Below are 17769 nucleotides of genomic sequence, written 5' to 3' on the forward strand. Positions count from 1 at the left end.
GTATCTTTACCATTTTCCTTTTGGGGAAGGTAAGAAGATACTCTCTTTTTATGATAGTTGTGTTTTATCCCAGCCTGGAAAGGGCTTCCTCGGACACGATTTTCTTGCGGACGCAGAGGAAAATAGTGAAGGCTGTGGTTGCCGCGGTGATATCGGAAATTGGTTCTGCGTAATAAATTCCCATAACACCAAAGAATTTCGGAAGAATCAGTGCCAGCGGAATCAGTAGGATCACCTTACGAAGCAGGGCAATGAAAAGGGAAATTTTCGCCTGTCCAAGTCCCATGAAAGTAGTCTGGCAGCCCATCTGAATACCAAAGATGGCAATTCCCGCCATGAAGATTGGCATTACTTTTTTCACCAGTGCAAGCAGTTCAGGGTCAGAGGTAAAGATTCCGGCGAACATACCCGGGCAAAATACGGTCAGAAGACAGAAAATAGTGGAAACCGCAAAGGTAAAGCTGATGGTAAGACGATAGGTCTTTTTCACACGGTCAAACTTACGGGCACCGAAGTTATAGCTGATAATCGGCTGTACGCCCTGGGTAAAGCCCTGGATGGGAACTACCGCAAGCTGCATTACGCTTTGCAGGATGGTCATGGATCCTACATAAAGGTCTCCGCCGTAAATGGAAAGTCCGCGGTTTAATACAATGTTGATGGCGCTTTCTGTTGCCTGCATGATGAAAGGAGAAATTCCAAGTGCCATAATATTTTTCAGAATGGAAAAGTCAATGGCAAGGTTTTTCCTGCGGATGCGGATGGCGGATTTCTCAGAGAGAAGAAACTTTACTACCCACACTGCGCTCACTGCCTGGGAAATAATCGTGGCAAGGGCAGCGCCCTGTACATTCATATTCAATACAAAAATGAAAATGGGATCAAGGATGATGTTGATCACGGCTCCAATCAGTACGGAAAGCATGGCAGTCCGCGCCTGTCCCTGGGAGGAAATAAACATGTTCAGTCCCAGAGCAAACTGTACGAAAATCGTTCCCATGAGATAAATGGTGATGTAATTTACCGCATAGGTGATGGTCTGGTCACTTGCCCCGAACAAAAACAGAAGGGGACGCTTAAAAATCATGAAAATAATTGTCAGGGAAATGGAGAAAATAAGAAGGACGCTGACACCATTTCCCAGGATTTTTTCCGCACGTTCTTTGTCACCTTTTCCAAGGGCAATGGAAGCCAGGGGAGCACCTCCTGCACCGATAAATGCGCTGAATGCGGAGATCAGCATAATGATGGGGAAGGTAAGTCCTACTCCTGTCAGTGCGATTGGTCCAACTTTGGGGATATGCCCAATGTACATTCTGTCAATAATGTTATAAAGAACATTGATCAGCTGGGCAATTACAGAAGGAATTGCAAGGCTAGCCATAAGACGGGGCAAGGGCATTGTGCCAAGTTTCTGTTCTTTTGTCTGTTCCATGGAATACCTCTTTTCTAAAACTCAGCCTCCGGGCAGCAACGGACTTCGGGCAAAATATACCGCAAAGCGGGGGTGTGCAGATTGCGGGATTGATTTTGGGGGCACGCTCTAAACTGTGTATCTGCCAGGTGCTGAGAAGTAATTTGTAAGGATCGCAGGACTGCCTGAATATGCAGTAACCCGCAAGGAGTAAGTATAACATAGGGACGAATATTAGGCAAGAATGATTCCGTGCCATTGGAGCGGCATACGAAAATGTTTTGGATGGATTGATGATAGAAATTACCAATAAGCAGTATGGGAATTCAGAGGGAAATGTGATATGATATTACGAGTTAGGATATTCTAACTAAATGAGACTGCTTTTGACCGGACATAAAAAGGGCAGGAATGGTACCTGGCCGCGTGGATGCGGCAGAGATCTGGTACAGAACCTTTTTTCCGGCATAAGCTATTGTAGAATATAAAGGAGTTTTGTGCGTATGAATGTATTCTGGGGACTGATGATCCCTTTTTTTGGAACGACCCTGGGGGCGGCCTGTGTTTTCTTTATGAAAAAGGAACTGAATCCGCTGGTGCAAAAAGGGTTTCTTGGTTTTGCGGCGGGCGTGATGGTGGCGGCTTCGGTATGGTCCCTTTTGATTCCGGCAATGGATATGAATGCTAGGATGGGACGGTTGGCTTTTATTCCTGCGGCAGTTGGATTTTTGATTGGAATTGGATTTTTGCTTTTTATGGACCGCACAGTGCCTCATCTTCATCTGGACAGTGAGGAAAACGAAGGACCAAAATGCAATTTAAAAAAAACAACAATGCTTGTACTTGCGGTGACATTGCATAATATTCCGGAGGGGCTGTCGGCAGGAGCTGTGTTTGCGGGAGCTTTGTCCGGAAATGAGACGGTGACCATGGCGGGCGCATTTGCCCTGGCCATTGGAATTGCCATACAGAATTTTCCGGAGGGCGCCATTATTTCCATGCCCCTTCGCGGCAACGGAATGAGCCGGAGAAAATCCTTTGTTTATGGAACTGCATCCGGTGCGGTGGAGCCTATCGCGGGCGGTCTGACCCTTCTGCTTGCGAAGTACATTACTCCGGTGCTTCCCTATCTGCTGGCTTTTGCGGCAGGTGCCATGATCTACGTGGTAGTGGAAGAGCTGATTCCCGAAGCCAGCGAAGGGGAACACAGCAACATCGGAACCCTGGCGTTCGCAGGCGGGTTTGTGCTGATGATGGTGCTGGATGTGGCGCTTGGATAGCTCGGATTACGAATGCGGTCGGCAGTTGTGGGAGCGCTCAGCGCGGGTTACTGTTCACTTCGTGCCCAGTAACACGCTTCGCGATGCACAGAAATCATGCTTTGAATGATTTCGCGCCGCAATCCTCGGGTTTTCTGTGAACTTTGTTCACAAAAAACACCTCGCGGAATATTACCTATGAACAGTAACCAGCGCGGAACAACTGACTTTCATATTTGGAAATACTGTTGCAATTTGCATATTTCAAGTATAAAATAGACACCAGAGAAAATTTTTACAAAAGAAAACAGACTGCCGGATCTGGCAGCCAGGATTTGAAGGAGAGAGTAAAATGTCAACAAAAATCGGACGAAATGATCCCTGCTGGTGCGGCAGCGGAAAGAAATACAAAAAATGTCATGAGGCTTTTGATGCGAAGGTGGAGATGCTCAGACAGAAAGGCTATCCGGTCCTGGACCACAAGCTGATCAAGACTCCGGAGCAGATCGAGAAGATCAAGGAGAGCTGCAAGATCAACGTTGCAGTTCTTGACTACGTGGCAGAACACATCAAAGCCGGCGTTTCCACAGAGGAGATCGACCGCTGGGTTCATGAGGAGACCGTACGCCACGGCGGAATCCCGGCCCCGCTGAATTATGAAGGTTTTCCAAAGAGCGTTTGCACCTCCATCAATGAGGTAGTGTGCCACGGCATTCCTTCCGAGGATGAGATTTTGAAGGATGGCGATATTGTAAACGTAGATGTTTCTACTATTTATAATGGATATTTCTCCGATTCTTCCCGTATGTTCTGCATCGGAAACGTAAGCCCGGAGAAGGAGAAGCTGGTCCGCGTTACCAAGGAATGCGTGGAAATCGGTATTTCCAAGGTAAAACCATGGGAGCCAATCGGTAACATGGGACATGCGGTGCATATGCATGCTCTTGAGAATGGCTACACCATCGTTAAAGAAATCGGCGGCCACGGCGTAGGCCTGGAATTCCACGAAGATCCGTGGGTTAGCTACACCTCTGAGGAAAACAGCGGTGTGATCATGGAGCCTGGCATGATGTTCACCATTGAGCCTATGGTAAACATGGGAAGCGACGAGGTTTATACCGACGAGGAAGATGACTGGACCGTCCGTACCGAAGACGGCCTGCCCTCCGCCCAGTGGGAAGTAACCGTCCTGGTAACCGAAGACGGCTGCGAGGTCATCTGCTGGTAAGGTTTTACTGAAAGGGAAAGGCATCTACAGAAAGTTTCATAAAACAATAAGCCGTGTGTACAGGTGAAATTCTTTACTTGTATACATGGCTTTTTTTAGAAAGGCTCTTGAAAAAGTTTAGAGCAAATGGTACTATAATTTCAAAGCATATTTCTATAAGTCTAGGCATTCTTGCCATCTGTTATTCTAAATCATCACTTCAGAAATCCATGCTTTTAATTTCAATCAAAAAACAGGGCAGGGGTTTGAGGTGTAAAATAGCAGTGCGGCATATTCCCATACTCCTGGAGGAACAGGAGGTATAAGCCTATGGCAAAAAGAAAGAATAACGCTGGTACTGTAAAGAAAAAGCAGATTACAGAAAAGAATCTGAAAGCAAACAGAAACTATAAAGATACCGTATTTCGAATGATTTTTTCTGACAGGAAGAATTTGCTGTCATTGTATAATGCAGTAAATGGGACTTCCTACAAAAATCCGGAAGAATTGGAAATCGTGACACTGGAAAATGCAATTTATATGGGGATGAAGAATGATCTTGCGTTTATCATTGCTACGAATCTATTTTTGTATGAACACCAGTCTACATATAATCCAAACATGCCGTTAAGGGATTTGTTTTATATTTCCAGTGAGTATCAAAAGCTGGTTGACCATAAGTCTTTATATTCTTCTGTATTGCAGAAAATACCGGCTCCGAATTTTATTGTGTTCTACAATGGAACAGAGAAAAAAGAAGACCGATGGGAAAATGCATTGTCAGATGCGTATGAAACGCCGGATAAAGAACCAAGGCTTGAATTAAAGGTACTGACATTAAATATGAATGAAGGGCATAACAAAGAACTGATGGAGCAGTGCCAGACACTGAGAGAATATGCAAAATACGTTGCATTGGTAAGAAAATACAAGAAAGAAATGAAACTGGATGCAGCTGTCAAATGTGCAGTGGACGAATGCATTCAAAGTGGGATCCTTGCAGAATTCCTGAAGAAAAATAGAGCAGAGGTGATTGCTGTGAGTATATTTGAATACGACAAAGAGGAAGAGGAGAAAAAGCTCCGTAAGGCAGAATATGAGGCCGGGTACGATGATGGAAAGAAATTAGGTATTACAGAGGGTGAAATACGTAAGGCAAAAGAAACGGCAATAGAACTGACAAAAGTGGGGATGGCGAAATCGCAGATAGCGGCTATCCTTAAAGTGAATGAGAATATGCTTCGACAATGGCTTGAAAAATAATGGCTATTTGTAAAGAATGCGAAAAAACTTCAGAAAACCTGGTGAGAAACAAAATTTGCAAAAATAATGGTTGCAATACGGGAACAACTATAGTATAATCACTTATGTTGTGAAAAAAGATGGTCCGCTGTTACCGTGATGGGTATTAAGAACATCCAGAGAATAAGGAGAGAATAACATGAACGAAATTATTAAAAACATCGAAGCAGAGCAGCTGAAAAAAGAAGTACCGCAGTTCAACGTAGGAGATACCGTAAGAGTACACGCTCTTATCAAAGAGGGTAACCGTGAGCGTATCCAGATCTTCGAGGGAACTGTATTAAAGAAACAGGGCGGAAGCACCCGTGAGACTTTCACAGTAAGAAAAGCATCCAACGGTGTTGGCGTTGAGAAGACATGGCCGCTTCATTCCCCACACGTAAAAGAGGTTGAGGTTATTCGTCGTGGTAAAGTACGTCGTGCAAAACTTAACTACTTAAGAGACCGTGTAGGTAAAGCAGCTAAGGTTAAAGAGCTGGTTAGATAATTTTGGACGTATTCAATCGTGAATGAAATTTGCTGCACAGATGGCGATCACTGTCTGTGCAGCATTTTTTTCTTTTTCTTTACCGGAAACTGTGTTAGAATGAAATCGTGTATCTAATGTAGCAGCAAGTGGTATAAATTTTGCAACCTGGTACAATAGCGCTGGAATATTCGCGGTACCAGTATGTAAACGGAGTAATTATGAGCGAAAGAAGAAACAAGAAAGAGACGGAGCAGCTTTTTAATATGCCGGAGATCACACGGATGGAGAAGAAAGCCCTGTCCAGTGCCAGAGAGAAGTTAGAAGACAGTAAGTTAAGAAAGGTGCTGATCTGGGTATTTGAGATCGTGGTCACCCTTATTTTTGCGGTGCTCACCTCCATGATGCTGTTTCAGTCCGTAACCATGCAGGAAAGCTCCATGGAGCCTACACTGGCCGTTGGCAGCCAGTATTTTGTAAATAAACTTGCCTATAAGACTTCCTCACCGAAGCGGGGCGACATCATTGTTTTTCGCACCAACGGAAGCGACGATGCGGCACTTCATGTCCGCCGGGTAATCGGACTTCCAGGTGAGACGATCCAGATTGTCAACGGACGGATCCTGATTAATGGAGAGGCCTACAAAGAAGGCAAGGATTTTCCGTCCATCAACAATCCGGGAATGGCAGCCAATGCCATTACTCTGGAAGCAGGAGAGTACTTTGTTCTAGGAGACAACCGAAACAACAGCGAGGACAGCCGTTACGCTGACATCGGCAAGGTAAATAAGAAATACATAACCGACAAGCTGTGGTTCCAGATTTCCCCAAGAAAAGAGATCGGCCTGCTGGATCAATAGTAGAGCGCAGGGCCTGCCTGGAAAGGGCTCTGTTTCTAACTTACTTGAAAAATTTTGCAGAACAATAAAGCGAGGTAAATATGAACGTACAGTGGTATCCTGGTCATATGACCAAGGCAAAAAGACAGATGCAGGAGGATATCAAGCTGATCGACCTGATCATTGAGCTTGTGGACTCCAGAGTTCCCCTTGCAAGCCGCAATCCGGACATTGACGAGCTTGGCAGAAACAAAGCCAGACTGATCCTTCTGAATAAATCTGATCTTGGCGATGAACGCCAGAATGAAGCCTGGAAGGCCTATTTCCAGGCGAAAGGATTCTATGTGGTGAAGGTGGATTCCAGAAGCGGCGCCGGAATGAAAGCCATTCAGGCTGCCATCCAGGAAGCCTGCAAGGAGAAAACAGAGCGGGACAGAAGAAGAGGAATCAAGAACCGTCCCATCCGCGCCATGGTAGTGGGAATCCCCAACGTTGGCAAATCCACTTTTATCAATACTTTTGCAGGAAGAGCCTGCGCCAAAACAGGCAACAAGCCTGGCGTGACTAAGGGCAAGCAGTGGATTCGCCTGAACAAGAATGTGGAGCTTCTTGACACTCCTGGAATCCTGTGGCCCAAATTTGAGGATGAGGAAGTGGGAATGCGTCTTGCGTACATTGGTTCCATCAAGGATGATATTCTGAACCTGGAAGAGCTTTCCCTGACCCTGATCGATTTTCTCAGGGAAAAATATGCAGGAGCGCTGGAAAAACGCTATCAGATTGCAGAAGAGGGAACCGCTGTACAGGTGTTAGAGGCAATTGCCAGATCCAGAGGCTGCCTGAAAAAAGGCGAGGAGCTTGACTATGCCAAGGCTTCTTTGATCCTTTTTGATGATTTCCGTTCCGGCAAAATTGGAAGAATTACCTTGGAATGGGTGCCCCAAGAGGAAAAATAACATGCAGAAAATTGGAGAAATCAAGGCAGAGCTTCAGGTACTGCAGCCGGAAGAGTACGATGCCTTTTTTGAAAAATACAAGGATGATACCAGAAACGGTGTCAGAAAGCTTCTGGAACAGCTTCATAAGAAGGAGGCTGCTTACCAGAAGGAGCTTGCCCGCACGGAAGCGATGAAGGTCTATGAGCATAAATATGAAGACCTGGGTTATATCTGCGGCATTGACGAGGTGGGAAGAGGTCCTCTTGCCGGTCCGGTGGTTGCAGGTGCGGTAATTTTGCCAAAGGACTGCAAAATTTTGTATCTTAATGATTCCAAGCAGTTAAGTGCAAAGAAAAGAGAAGAGCTGTATGATGTGATCATGGAGAATGCGGTGGCAGTGGGAATTGGAATGGCAAGTCCCCAGCGGATTGATGAGATCAATATTCTTCAGGCTACCTATGAGGCTATGCGGGAAGCTATCAGTAAGCTGGATCCGGTGCCACAGATTCTTTTAAATGATGCGGTGACCATTCCCCAGGTGACTATCCCACAGGTGCCGATTATAAAGGGAGATGCCAAGAGTGTGTCCATTGCTGCGGCAAGCATTGTGGCGAAGGTAACAAGAGACAGGATGATGGTAGAATACGACAAGACCATGCCGGAGTATGGCTTTGCATCTAACAAGGGGTACGGCGCGGCTGCGCATATTGAAGCGCTGAAGAAATACGGGCCAAGCCCCATACATAGGGCAACGTTTATTAAGAACTTTGTGTAGAAAATATTTCGAAAGTACATAAGATACCGACACAAAATAATTTGGAGTTTTCGTGGAGATCAATAAGAGAAGTGTTGGCACCTTTTATGAGAATCTGGCTGCCAGGTATTTGGAAAAACAGAATGTTATGATCCTGGAGCGGAATTACCGTAACAAGCGAGGCGAGATTGATCTGATCGGGCTGGACCCGGATGGATGGCTCATCTTCGTGGAAGTGAAGTACAGAAGCTCGGAGTACTCCGGCAATCCTCTGGCAGCAGTCGATGAGCGCAAGCAATGGATCATCTCCAAGGTAGCTGCCGGATATTTAATGACTCATTACAGAAGTCTGGATGTAAAATGCAGGTTTGACGTAGTGGGAATCGAGGGCAGTGAGATCAGGTGGATAAAGAATGCCTTTGAATTTCGATAAGCGCAGTACCAGAACTGGCAGACTGTTTTAAGAAGATTAGAGCCTGTCTGCCCGATGAATATGCAGATGCTTGTTAGAGTTCATATACTGAAACATAAGGAGAACATTATGGATATCAAATGGCACAGCAGTGATGAGACACACATGCAGGTGAGAGAGAAGAATGGTGTTACCTTTCTCGCTTACCCTGCATTTGAGAACCTCCCGGAGATCATTCACTGCTTCAGCACAAGGCTGGGCGGTGTAAGTGAGGGGATTTTTTCCTCTATGAATTTAAGCTTCACCCGAGGCGATAATGAGAATGCGGTAAAAGAAAATTACAGAAGACTGGGTGCAGCCGTAGTCTTTGCCCCGGAGGATGTTGTGTCATCGGATCAGACTCACACCACGAATGTGCGCCTGGTAGGGGCAGAAGACAGAGGAAACGGCATCACCCGTCCGAGAACCTTCCATGATACAGATGGAATGATCACCAACGTCCCGGGTGTGGTGCTGGCCACCTACTATGCAGACTGTGTGCCCCTGTATTTCGTAGACCCGGTTCATCATGCCATTGGCCTGTCCCATTCCGGCTGGCGCGGAACCGTGGGCAAAATCGGAAAAGTAACCATAGAGAAAATGCACCAGGAATTCGGCTCCGATCCTGCAGAACTTCTTACCGCCATCGGCCCGTCCATCTGCCAGGACTGCTATGAAGTAAGCGAAGATGTGATCCTTGAGTTTCAGAATGCTTTTAATGAAAAATACTGGAATCGTCTTTTTTACAAAAAAGACAATGGAAAGTATCAGCTGAATCTCTGGGAAGCCAACCGCATTATTTTCCTGGAAGCAGGAATCCAGGAGGAACACATTTCCATGCCTGGAATCTGCACCTGCTGCAATCCGGATTTTCTCTTTTCCCATCGTGCCTCCCACGGCAAACGCGGCAACCTGGCTGCCTTCCTTGGAATTCGCAGGAAAGAAAAAGAATAATACCAGGAAAATGATTAAAAAAAATAGGATAGAAGACCAGAGCCATCAGCTCCGTCCTCTATCCTTTTTTTGATCCTTATTTTTGGTTTACCCGTTTCATCAGATCCATGATCTTCTCGTTGCTGGAACGAACCTTCTCAACGGAAACGTCATGGTTGATAATATCAATAATACTTGCAAGATACTTGCTCATATTTGCCTCTATATAGTAAGGTCTGGTCAGAAGCTCCGGGATACGGTAATTCAGGTTAGTAGTGATAACCTTGTCGATCCAGCCCTTCTCATAGTAAGCGTCAAATTTATCCATGCCCTCAGTAAACAGACCGTAAGTGGTGCAGATAAATACACGGTTTGCGTGGCGCTCTTTGATCTGTTTGGCAACATCAAGCATACTTTCACCGGAGGAGATCATATCGTCAATAATGACAACGTCCTTGCCCTCTACGGAGTCACCAAGAAACTCATGTGCTACAATCGGGTTCTTGCCGTTTACAACGGTGGAATAATCACGTCTCTTATAGAACATACCCATGTCTACGCCAAGGATATTGGAGAAGTACACCGCTCTTGACATAGCGCCCTCATCCGGGCTGATGATCATCAGGTGATCGTTGTCCACCTGGAAATTGTCTACATTCTTCACCAGAGCCTTCAAGAACTGATAGGTAGGGAAGAAGTTGTCAAATCCGTTCAGCGGAATGGAGTTCTGGACACGGGGATCATGGGCATCAAAGGTGATGATATTGGAAACGCCCATATCGCTTAATTCCCGAAGCGCAACTGCACAGTCAAGAGATTCCCTCTTCTTACGTCTGTGCTGACGGCCTTCATAAAGAAACGGCATGATAACGTTAATACGGTGAGCCTTACCGGTAGCTGCGGAGATGATTCTCTTAAGATCCTGGAAATGGTTGTCCGGAGACATATGGTTTACATGACCGCAGACAGTGTAAGTAGAGCTGTAGTTGGTAACGTCTACCATAATGTAAAGGTCTGTACCGCGGACAGATTCCTTAATGATTCCCTTGCCCTCACCAGTACCAAAACGGGGGCACTCACAGTCTACAAGGAAAGACTTCTCACTGTAGCCCTGGGGAATGTTGTTCAGACCTTTTTTTTCTACCAGTTCCTTACGGAATTTTACCAGTTTTCTGTCAACCTCCTCTGCAAGATCGCGGCAGCCTTCCAGCGCTGCGATACGGATTGGTGCGACAGGCATAGATTTCTCGAGCAATTCTATGTTCGGCATGATATTCCTCCTAAGTAGTATGCTAATTGTCGATTCAGTTTGCTGCATCAAAATAGGACAGTTGTCCTTCATTTGCAGACCTCTTCCTTATATTTATAACATTTGCCCTAAATGACGTCAAGGAATTTATTTATTTTTACTTCGAAAAAACGCGAATTTCATATTGAACCAGAAATTTTTAGTTGTGTTTTGGGAAAAAACTTGGTATATTAAGAATAATGGCTATCGTATGCGGTGCCATAGACAAATGCATTCAAAGGAAAAACAGGATGCATAACCGGCCGCTGTGCGCGGTGTGAGCAGTGACTTTGATTTCTTTGAAACGATGGAGAAAAATGTGAAAAAGCAAAAAAAACATGTGATTTCGACAGTGCAGGAGGGGAGTATTGCCCAGGAACTGGAAATTGTGCCTGGGGATGCCCTGCTTAGTGTAAACGGCCAGCCTGTTGAAGATATATTTGATTACCGCTATCTGATGAATGAGGAATATGTGGTACTGGAGGTAGAGAAAGCCAACGGAGAAATCTGGGAGCTTGAGGTAGAGAAGGAATACGAAGAAGACCTGGGCGTGGAATTTGCCAAGGACCTGATGGACGATTACCGCTCCTGCTCCAACCACTGCATTTTCTGCTTCATTGATCAGATGCCCCCGGGAATGAGAGATACCCTCTATTTCAAGGATGACGATTCCAGACTGTCTTTCATCCAGGGAAACTATGTAACATTGACAAACATGAGTGACCATGATATTGAGCGAATCATCCGCTATCATCTGGAACCCATCAATATTTCCTTCCAAACCATGAACCCGAAGCTTCGCTGCAAAATGCTTCATAACCGTTTTGCAGGGGATGCCCTGGAGAAGGTGCAGAAGCTTTACGATGCAGGCATCACCATGAACGGTCAGATCGTTTTGTGCAAGGGAATCAATGACGGGGAAGAGCTGGATGAAAGCATCCGCAAGCTTTCCGCCTATGCGCCTGTGATCCAGAGCGTTTCCGTAGTTCCGGCAGGGCTTACCAAGTTCCGCAAGGGACTGTATCCCCTGGAACTTTTTAACAAAGAGGATGCCTGCCAGGTGCTGGATCAGATCCATGGCTGGCAGCAAAAGATGATGGAGAAATTTGGCATCCACTTTATCCATGCTTCTGATGAGTGGTATATTATGGCAGGAAGAGAACTTCCCCAGGAGGCTTCCTACGATGGCTATCTTCAGCTGGAAAACGGCGTGGGAATGCTGCGGCTGCTTGGAACAGAGATGCAGGACACACTGGCTGAGCTGGATGGAGATGACCGGAAGGTTCAGGCAGTCAGTGCCACAGGAGCCCTGGCGGCGCCTTATATTGTCCGCTATATGGGAATGATCCATGAGAAATTCCCAAATGTCAATGTAGAGGTGATCACCATACGGAATGAATTTTTCGGAGAGACCATTACCGTAGCCGGACTGATCACAGGCGGCGACCTGATGCGGCAGTTAAAGGGAAAGAACCTCGGGGAAAAGCTTCTGATCCCCTGCAGCATGCTGAAAAACGATGAGAATGTTTTTCTGGATGATGTAACGGTAGAGGAGCTTTCCAAAGAACTGAATGTAGAGATCGTAATTGTGGATGAAGGAGGCGCTGACCTTGTATCAGCCGTTCTTGATCCGCCCCAGCATAAGAAACAGAAAAGGAGACAAATGTATGAGCAAACCGGTAGTAGCAATAGTGGGCAGGCCTAATGTTGGAAAATCCACATTGTTTAACGCACTGGCAGGAGATAAAATTTCAATTGTAAAAGATACGCCAGGTGTAACAAGAGACAGAATCTATGCAGATGTGACATGGCTGGACAAGGAGTTCACCATGATCGATACAGGCGGTATTGAGCCGGACAGCAGCGACATCATTCTTTCCCAGATGAGAGAGCAGGCGCAGATCGCCATTGACACAGCAGACGTGATCATTTTCATCACAGACGTGCATCAGGGTCTTGTGGATTCCGATGCCAAGGTAGCAGACATGCTCCGCCGCAGCGGCAAGCCGGTTGTGCTTGTGGTAAATAAGGTGGACAGCGTCCAGAAATACATGATGGATGTTTATGAATTCTATAATCTTGGAATCGGAGAGCCATTTGCCATTTCTGCAGCCAACCGTCAGGGACTTGGAGATATGCTGGACGAAGTAACCAAGTATTTCCCAGAGGATACAGGCGAGGATGAGGATTCCGATATTCCGAAGATCGCCATTGTAGGAAAGCCGAACGTAGGTAAATCCTCCCTTGTAAATAAACTCCTTGGAGAGGACCGCGTAATCGTATCCGACATTGCCGGAACCACCCGTGATGCGGTTGATACCAAGGTTACCTGGAACGGCAAGGAATATATTTTTATCGACACTGCAGGACTTCGCCGCAAGGCTAAGGTGAAGGAAGAGATTGAGCGCTTCAGCGTGATCCGTACCGTAACCGCAGTAGAGCGGGCAGACCTTGTGGTTGTGATGATCGACGCTTCCGAGGGCGTTACCGAGCAGGATGCCAAGATCGCCGGAATTGCCCATGAGAAGGGTAAAGGCGTGATCATTGCGGTGAATAAATGGGATGCCATCGAGAAAAATGACAAGACCATTTACAAGCATACCAACCGCATTCGTGAGGTCCTTTCCTTTATGCCGTATGCAGAGATCGTATTTATTTCCGCCAAGACCGGCCTTCGAATTTCCAGAATGTTTGAGACTCTGGATGCAGTGATCGAGAACCAGACCATGCGTATCCAGACAGGCGTGCTCAACGAGATCCTTGCAGAAGCCGTTGCCATGCAGCAGCCGCCGTCAGACAAGGGCAAGCGCCTGAAGATCTTCTACATGACTCAGGTAGCAGTGAAGCCGCCTACATTCGTTATTTTCGTAAACGACAAGGAACTTATGCATTTCTCCTACACCAGATATCTGGAAAACAAGATCCGCGATGCATTTGATTTTGGCGGCACACCGCTGAGGTTTATTGTAAGAGAGCGCGGAGAGAAGGAATAATTATGGAACGGATTGCTTGCCTGTTTATCGGGTATTTGTTTGGAATGTTTCAGACATCCTATCTTATTGGAAAATACCATCACATGGATATCCGCCAGTACGGAAGCGGCAATGCGGGAACCACCAATGCCCTTCGTACCCTAGGCAAAAAGGCGGGAGCTATGACCCTGATCGGGGACATGTTAAAATGCGTGATCGCCATTCTGGTGGTGGACGCGGTTTTCAAAAATCAGTACGGGGATATTCTGCCCCTGCTTGGAATGTATACGGCAGCAGGCTGTGTCCTTGGACACAATTTCCCCATCTATCTGAAATTCAGAGGGGGAAAGGGAATTGCAGCTTCTGCCGGAATGCTCCTTGCCCTTGACTGGAGAGTGTTTCTGATCTGTGCTGTGATCTTTATCGGGCTTGTAGCGGTTACACGCTATGTTTCCCTGGGCTCCATGGCGGCTTATGTAGGTGCGCTGATCTGCTTTATTGCCTTTGGCGCAGCAGGAAGCTATGGCATGGATCCTTCCCATGTGGTGGAAATGAATGTGATCATGGCCCTTATGACAGCTCTTGCCATTTACCGGCACAGAGCCAATATTTCCCGTCTTATGAACGGCACTGAGAATAAGCTGGGAGCGAAGAAAAGATGAGGTGATGGATTTGGCAAAAATCAGTGTAATGGGGACCGGAAGCTGGGGAACAGCACTTGCAATACTGCTTTACAACAATGGCCATCAGGTTATGCTGTGGTCTGCACATCCGGAAAAGGCAGTCAGCCTGAATGAGACCCGCGAGGACAGTGGGAAGCTTCCCGGGGTGAAGATCCCGGAAGGAATCGTAATAACTTCCGATGACAAAGCGGCTCTTGCAGATGTGGATGTGACAGTGTTTGCTTCTCCTTCTGCCTATATCCGTAAAGTAAGCAGACGCCTGGCACCTTATGTGCGCCAGAGGCAGATCATTGTAAATGTGGCAAAGGGTGTGGAAGAGAATACTCTGATGCCTGTGTGCGATATTATTAAAGAAGAGATTCCCCAGGCAGATGTGTGCGTGCTTTCCGGACCAAGCCATGCGGAGGAGGTAAGCCGGGGGCTTCCTACCACCTGCGTGGTCAGTGCCCGCAGGAAAGAAACAGCGGAATATCTCCAGGGACTTTTCATGAGTCCGGTTTTCCGTGTGTATACAACGCCGGATATGCTGGGCGTGGAGCTTGGCGGCGCACTGAAAAATGTCATTGCCCTGGCGGCCGGTACTGCCGACGGACTTGGATATGGTGACAATACTAAAGCAGCCCTGATCACCAGGGGAATTGCGGAGATGACAAGGCTTGGGGTGAAAATGGGCGCTAAGCTGGAGACTTTTGCAGGACTTTCCGGAATCGGAGACCTGATCGTTACCTGTGCCAGTGTGCACAGCCGAAACAGGCGCGCTGGCTATCTTATGGGAAAAGGGTATACCATGGAGCAGGCCATGAAGGAAGTGCAGATGGTTGTGGAAGGCGTGTATTCCGCCAAGGCAGCCAAAGCCCTTGCAGAGAAATATGATGTGGAGATGCCCATTGTCATGGAAGTGAACAAGCTTCTGTTTGAGAACAAGCCTGCATCTGAGGCGGTGAAAGATCTGATGCAGAGAGAGAAGCAGGGGGAAATTTCCTGGGAGTAAAAATGCTTCAGACGCACCCTTATGTATGCGGATGATTCTCACGGACAGTATAAGTAATTTAGAAAAATAAAAATGAAAGCCGGAAAATTTCCATTTTAGCAGTTGGAAATTTTCCGGTTTTTGTAGTTCTGCTTTGCATAATTAAAATTTAAGAGAACCAATTACTTGCCTGGGTGCGCAACATGCCATGTCAGAAAATAACATCCTTCAGATCATCCGGTACATGGGAAGTATGAAGATCCTCATTCAGGGTATCCATAATGGCGATATCCTCATCCTCAATATTGAAATCAAAAATATTGGCATTGGAAGCAATGCGGTCCGGGTTCACGGATTTGGGAATTACGGAAATTCCCTTCTGGATGGCCCAGCGAAGCCCGACCTGTGCAGGCGTGTGGGCGTATTTGGTGCCAAGGACGCACATTACATCATTGTCAAGGTAAGCCCCTCTTGCCAACGGGGCATAAGCCTGTACCTGAATGCCCTCGGACTGACAGTATTCGATCAGCTCCTTGGGATAGCACAGGGGGTGACATTCGATCTGGTTCACAGCGGGAACAATGCCGGAAACCTTCTTCAGCTCCTCCAAGTGATGGATCTGGAAATTGCTGACTCCGATGGACAATACCCGTCCGGTCTCCAGAAGCTTGGCCATCTCCAGCCAGGTGCCTGTGTAGCAGCCAGGAACTGGCCAGTGGATCAGGTAAAGATCCAGGTAATCCAGCTTCAGTCTCTCAAGGCTTCGGTAAAAAGCTCCGTCCACATCCCCGAGACGCTGTGCATTGTTCCAGATCTTGCTTGTGATGAAAAGATCCTTGCGGGGAACGCCGCATCTGGCAATGGCCTTGCCAACGCTTTCCTCGTTCTTGTAGGCGGATGCAGTGTCAATCAGGCGGTATCCTGCGTCCACTGCTGCATTTATGGCTGTCTCTGCTTCATTGTCTGCTGTCTTATATACTCCAAGCCCGAGAAGGGGCATTTCTCTGTCGTTATTCAGGAATACGGTTTCTCTCAAAGCTAATTCCTCCTTGCTGAAAAATAAACTTTAATCATTATATCATATAATCGGAAAAGAATCACCTGTTTTTTATTGAAATTTTACAAGAATCACACCTGTTTTGGGGAAGAAAGGGCAAAAACGGGCAGTTCGTTAATCTTTAAACGATTTCTTGTAAGAACTGGTAAAATTGTACAGAAATTAAAACATATATTTGTGTGATAAAGCGTTGAAATTTGGTAAAATTTTATAATTATATCCTTGCGTATTAATGAGAAAGGATGTATAATAAAAGAAAAATTGATAAATTTATGTCATTAGTCTGCATCTTTTTAGGTAGAAGAAAGGAACTGCGCTATGCATGAAGGAAGAGATAAGCGGAATCTCATTACCACAATTAAGGGAATAGAATATCCTTTTATATGCTTACTCACGCTGACGGCGTGAGCTTTTTTCGTGCCCATTCTTATTGCTGAAAATGTGATAAGGCGGCTGTCTGGATTTAACCGGCAGCAGACTGTGGCGTAAACATCTGCCTGTCCATCAGGCGAAAGGAGTATTGCAATGCATTTGATCAAAGACGAAAACGGCAATTTGGTTCAGCATGGACATGAGCATACTCATGAGCACACACACGCTGACGGCGTGAGCCACACTCATGCTCATACCCACGAGGGATCTGAAGGCCATGACCATACACATACTGACGAGCAGAACTGCGGCACAGGCTGCGGCTCCTGCCAGGGAGGAGACTGTAAGAATGAGACAGTGGCACTCCTGACTTATATGCTGCAGCACAATGAGCATCACGCAGCCGAGCTTGACCAGATGGCAGACAACCTGGCCAAGATGGGAATGGATGCTGCTGCAAAGACCATTAAAGAAAGCGTTTCCGATTTCCAGAAGGGCAATATGCGTCTTGGGCTTGCCCTTACCCTTGTGAAAGAGGAAATGAAATAAGAATTTGACGTTACAGTGTGACACAAAGGAGGCATTAATATGTGTTTAGCAACTGTTTACAAAGAGAATGATGATTCTGTTATTTTCAAGAACGTCAGCCGCATTAATGTAGAAGGAGACAAGCTGATTCTTCGTGACATTATGGGTGACGAGAGAGTTGTAGAGGGTTCTATCCTTATGGTAGACCTTGCTAATAGTATTGTCAAAGTAAAATGCGACTGATTTTTTAGCGGATCTTCAGGCACTGGAGTGTGTTTGAATTATCGGTTCAACAGGCTCTGGCCTTTAGAATATAAAATTACTTAATACGTGGAG

The 17769-nt window shown here is 46.4% G+C and carries 18 protein-coding genes; 15 read left to right on the top strand and 3 right to left on the bottom strand.

Going from position 1 to position 17769, the window contains the following annotated elements; translation table 11 throughout:
• Positions 1-64 precede the first annotated feature (64 nt).
• Positions 65-1435, bottom strand: coding sequence for an MATE family efflux transporter (locus DWZ38_RS02445; protein ID WP_021924593.1), 1371 nt, complete (start codon positions 1433-1435; stop codon positions 65-67).
• A 482-nt stretch (positions 1436-1917) separates the two neighbouring features.
• Between DWZ38_RS02445 and DWZ38_RS02450 the strand changes: the two genes are divergently transcribed.
• From DWZ38_RS02450 to pgeF, 9 genes are all read left to right on the top strand, one after another.
• Positions 1918-2694: a ZIP family metal transporter gene (locus tag DWZ38_RS02450; protein WP_117849688.1), complete on the top strand. Its 777-nt coding sequence runs from the start codon at positions 1918-1920 to the stop codon at positions 2692-2694.
• Positions 2695-3025: 331 nt separating this feature from the next.
• Positions 3026-3901 (top strand): methionyl aminopeptidase, encoded by an 876-nt coding sequence (locus DWZ38_RS02455; protein ID WP_117849691.1) that lies wholly within the window; start codon positions 3026-3028, stop codon positions 3899-3901.
• A gap of 309 nt (positions 3902-4210) precedes the next feature.
• A complete protein-coding gene (locus tag DWZ38_RS02460) occupies positions 4211-5143 on the top strand; it encodes a hypothetical protein (protein WP_021924394.1) in 933 nt (310 codons plus the stop codon).
• Positions 5144-5321: 178 nt separating this feature from the next.
• On the top strand, positions 5322-5669 hold the full coding sequence (gene rplS, locus DWZ38_RS02465) for a 50S ribosomal protein L19 (RefSeq protein ID WP_021924395.1): 348 nt from the start codon (positions 5322-5324) through the stop codon (positions 5667-5669).
• Between the two features lie 200 nt (positions 5670-5869).
• Positions 5870-6508 (top strand): signal peptidase I, encoded by a 639-nt coding sequence (gene lepB / locus DWZ38_RS02470; protein WP_117849693.1) that lies wholly within the window; start codon positions 5870-5872, stop codon positions 6506-6508.
• Positions 6509-6588: 80 nt separating this feature from the next.
• Positions 6589-7443 carry a ribosome biogenesis GTPase YlqF gene (ylqF, locus tag DWZ38_RS02475; protein WP_021924397.1) on the top strand — a complete coding sequence of 285 codons (855 nt, stop codon included), beginning with the start codon at positions 6589-6591 and terminating at the stop codon, positions 7441-7443.
• A 1-nt stretch (position 7444) separates the two neighbouring features.
• Positions 7445-8200 carry a ribonuclease HII gene (locus tag DWZ38_RS02480; protein ID WP_117849695.1) on the top strand — a complete coding sequence of 252 codons (756 nt, stop codon included), beginning with the start codon at positions 7445-7447 and terminating at the stop codon, positions 8198-8200.
• 52 nt (positions 8201-8252) lie between these two features.
• Complete coding sequence (locus tag DWZ38_RS02485; RefSeq protein ID WP_243000129.1) at positions 8253-8612, top strand: YraN family protein; 360 nt, start codon at positions 8253-8255, stop codon at positions 8610-8612.
• A 108-nt stretch (positions 8613-8720) separates the two neighbouring features.
• Positions 8721-9584: a peptidoglycan editing factor PgeF gene (gene pgeF / locus DWZ38_RS02490; protein ID WP_117849697.1), complete on the top strand. Its 864-nt coding sequence runs from the start codon at positions 8721-8723 to the stop codon at positions 9582-9584.
• A 76-nt stretch (positions 9585-9660) separates the two neighbouring features.
• On the opposite strand, the gene DWZ38_RS02495 is transcribed toward pgeF, so the two are convergent.
• Positions 9661-10833 carry a ribose-phosphate pyrophosphokinase gene (locus tag DWZ38_RS02495; RefSeq protein ID WP_021924401.1) on the bottom strand — a complete coding sequence of 391 codons (1173 nt, stop codon included), beginning with the start codon at positions 10831-10833 and terminating at the stop codon, positions 9661-9663.
• A 325-nt stretch (positions 10834-11158) separates the two neighbouring features.
• On the opposite strand from DWZ38_RS02495, the gene DWZ38_RS02500 reads away from it, so the two are divergent.
• The 4 genes from DWZ38_RS02500 to DWZ38_RS02515 are packed head-to-tail and all read left to right on the top strand — an operon-like array spanning position 11159 to position 15497.
• A complete protein-coding gene (locus tag DWZ38_RS02500; RefSeq protein WP_117850382.1) occupies positions 11159-12556 on the top strand; it encodes a DUF512 domain-containing protein in 1398 nt (465 codons plus the stop codon).
• Positions 12519-13844, top strand: coding sequence for a ribosome biogenesis GTPase Der (gene der / locus DWZ38_RS02505; RefSeq protein ID WP_021924403.1), 1326 nt, complete (start codon positions 12519-12521; stop codon positions 13842-13844). Before DWZ38_RS02500 ends, der begins: the two co-directional genes overlap by 38 nt.
• A gap of 2 nt (positions 13845-13846) precedes the next feature.
• On the top strand, positions 13847-14485 hold the full coding sequence (plsY, locus tag DWZ38_RS02510; RefSeq protein WP_021924404.1) for a glycerol-3-phosphate 1-O-acyltransferase PlsY: 639 nt from the start codon (positions 13847-13849) through the stop codon (positions 14483-14485).
• Positions 14486-14495: 10 nt separating this feature from the next.
• On the top strand, positions 14496-15497 hold the full coding sequence (locus DWZ38_RS02515; protein WP_117850385.1) for an NAD(P)H-dependent glycerol-3-phosphate dehydrogenase: 1002 nt from the start codon (positions 14496-14498) through the stop codon (positions 15495-15497).
• A gap of 190 nt (positions 15498-15687) precedes the next feature.
• On the opposite strand, the gene DWZ38_RS02520 is transcribed toward DWZ38_RS02515, so the two are convergent.
• Positions 15688-16512 (bottom strand): aldo/keto reductase, encoded by an 825-nt coding sequence (locus tag DWZ38_RS02520; protein WP_021924406.1) that lies wholly within the window; start codon positions 16510-16512, stop codon positions 15688-15690.
• A gap of 546 nt (positions 16513-17058) precedes the next feature.
• On the opposite strand from DWZ38_RS02520, the gene DWZ38_RS02525 reads away from it, so the two are divergent.
• Positions 17059-17454 carry a hypothetical protein gene (locus DWZ38_RS02525; protein WP_021924407.1) on the top strand — a complete coding sequence of 132 codons (396 nt, stop codon included), beginning with the start codon at positions 17059-17061 and terminating at the stop codon, positions 17452-17454.
• Between the two features lie 39 nt (positions 17455-17493).
• The gene (locus DWZ38_RS02530; RefSeq protein WP_021924408.1) at positions 17494-17676 is read left to right on the top strand and encodes a CooT family nickel-binding protein; all 183 of its coding nucleotides are present in this window, start codon (positions 17494-17496) and stop codon (positions 17674-17676) included.
• Positions 17677-17769: the final 93 nt, after the last annotated feature.

It is taken from the genome of Ruminococcus sp. AF31-8BH (assembly GCF_003460605.1).
In the GTDB taxonomy this organism is placed as follows: Bacteria; Bacillota; Clostridia; order Lachnospirales; family Lachnospiraceae; genus Blautia_A; species Blautia_A acetigignens.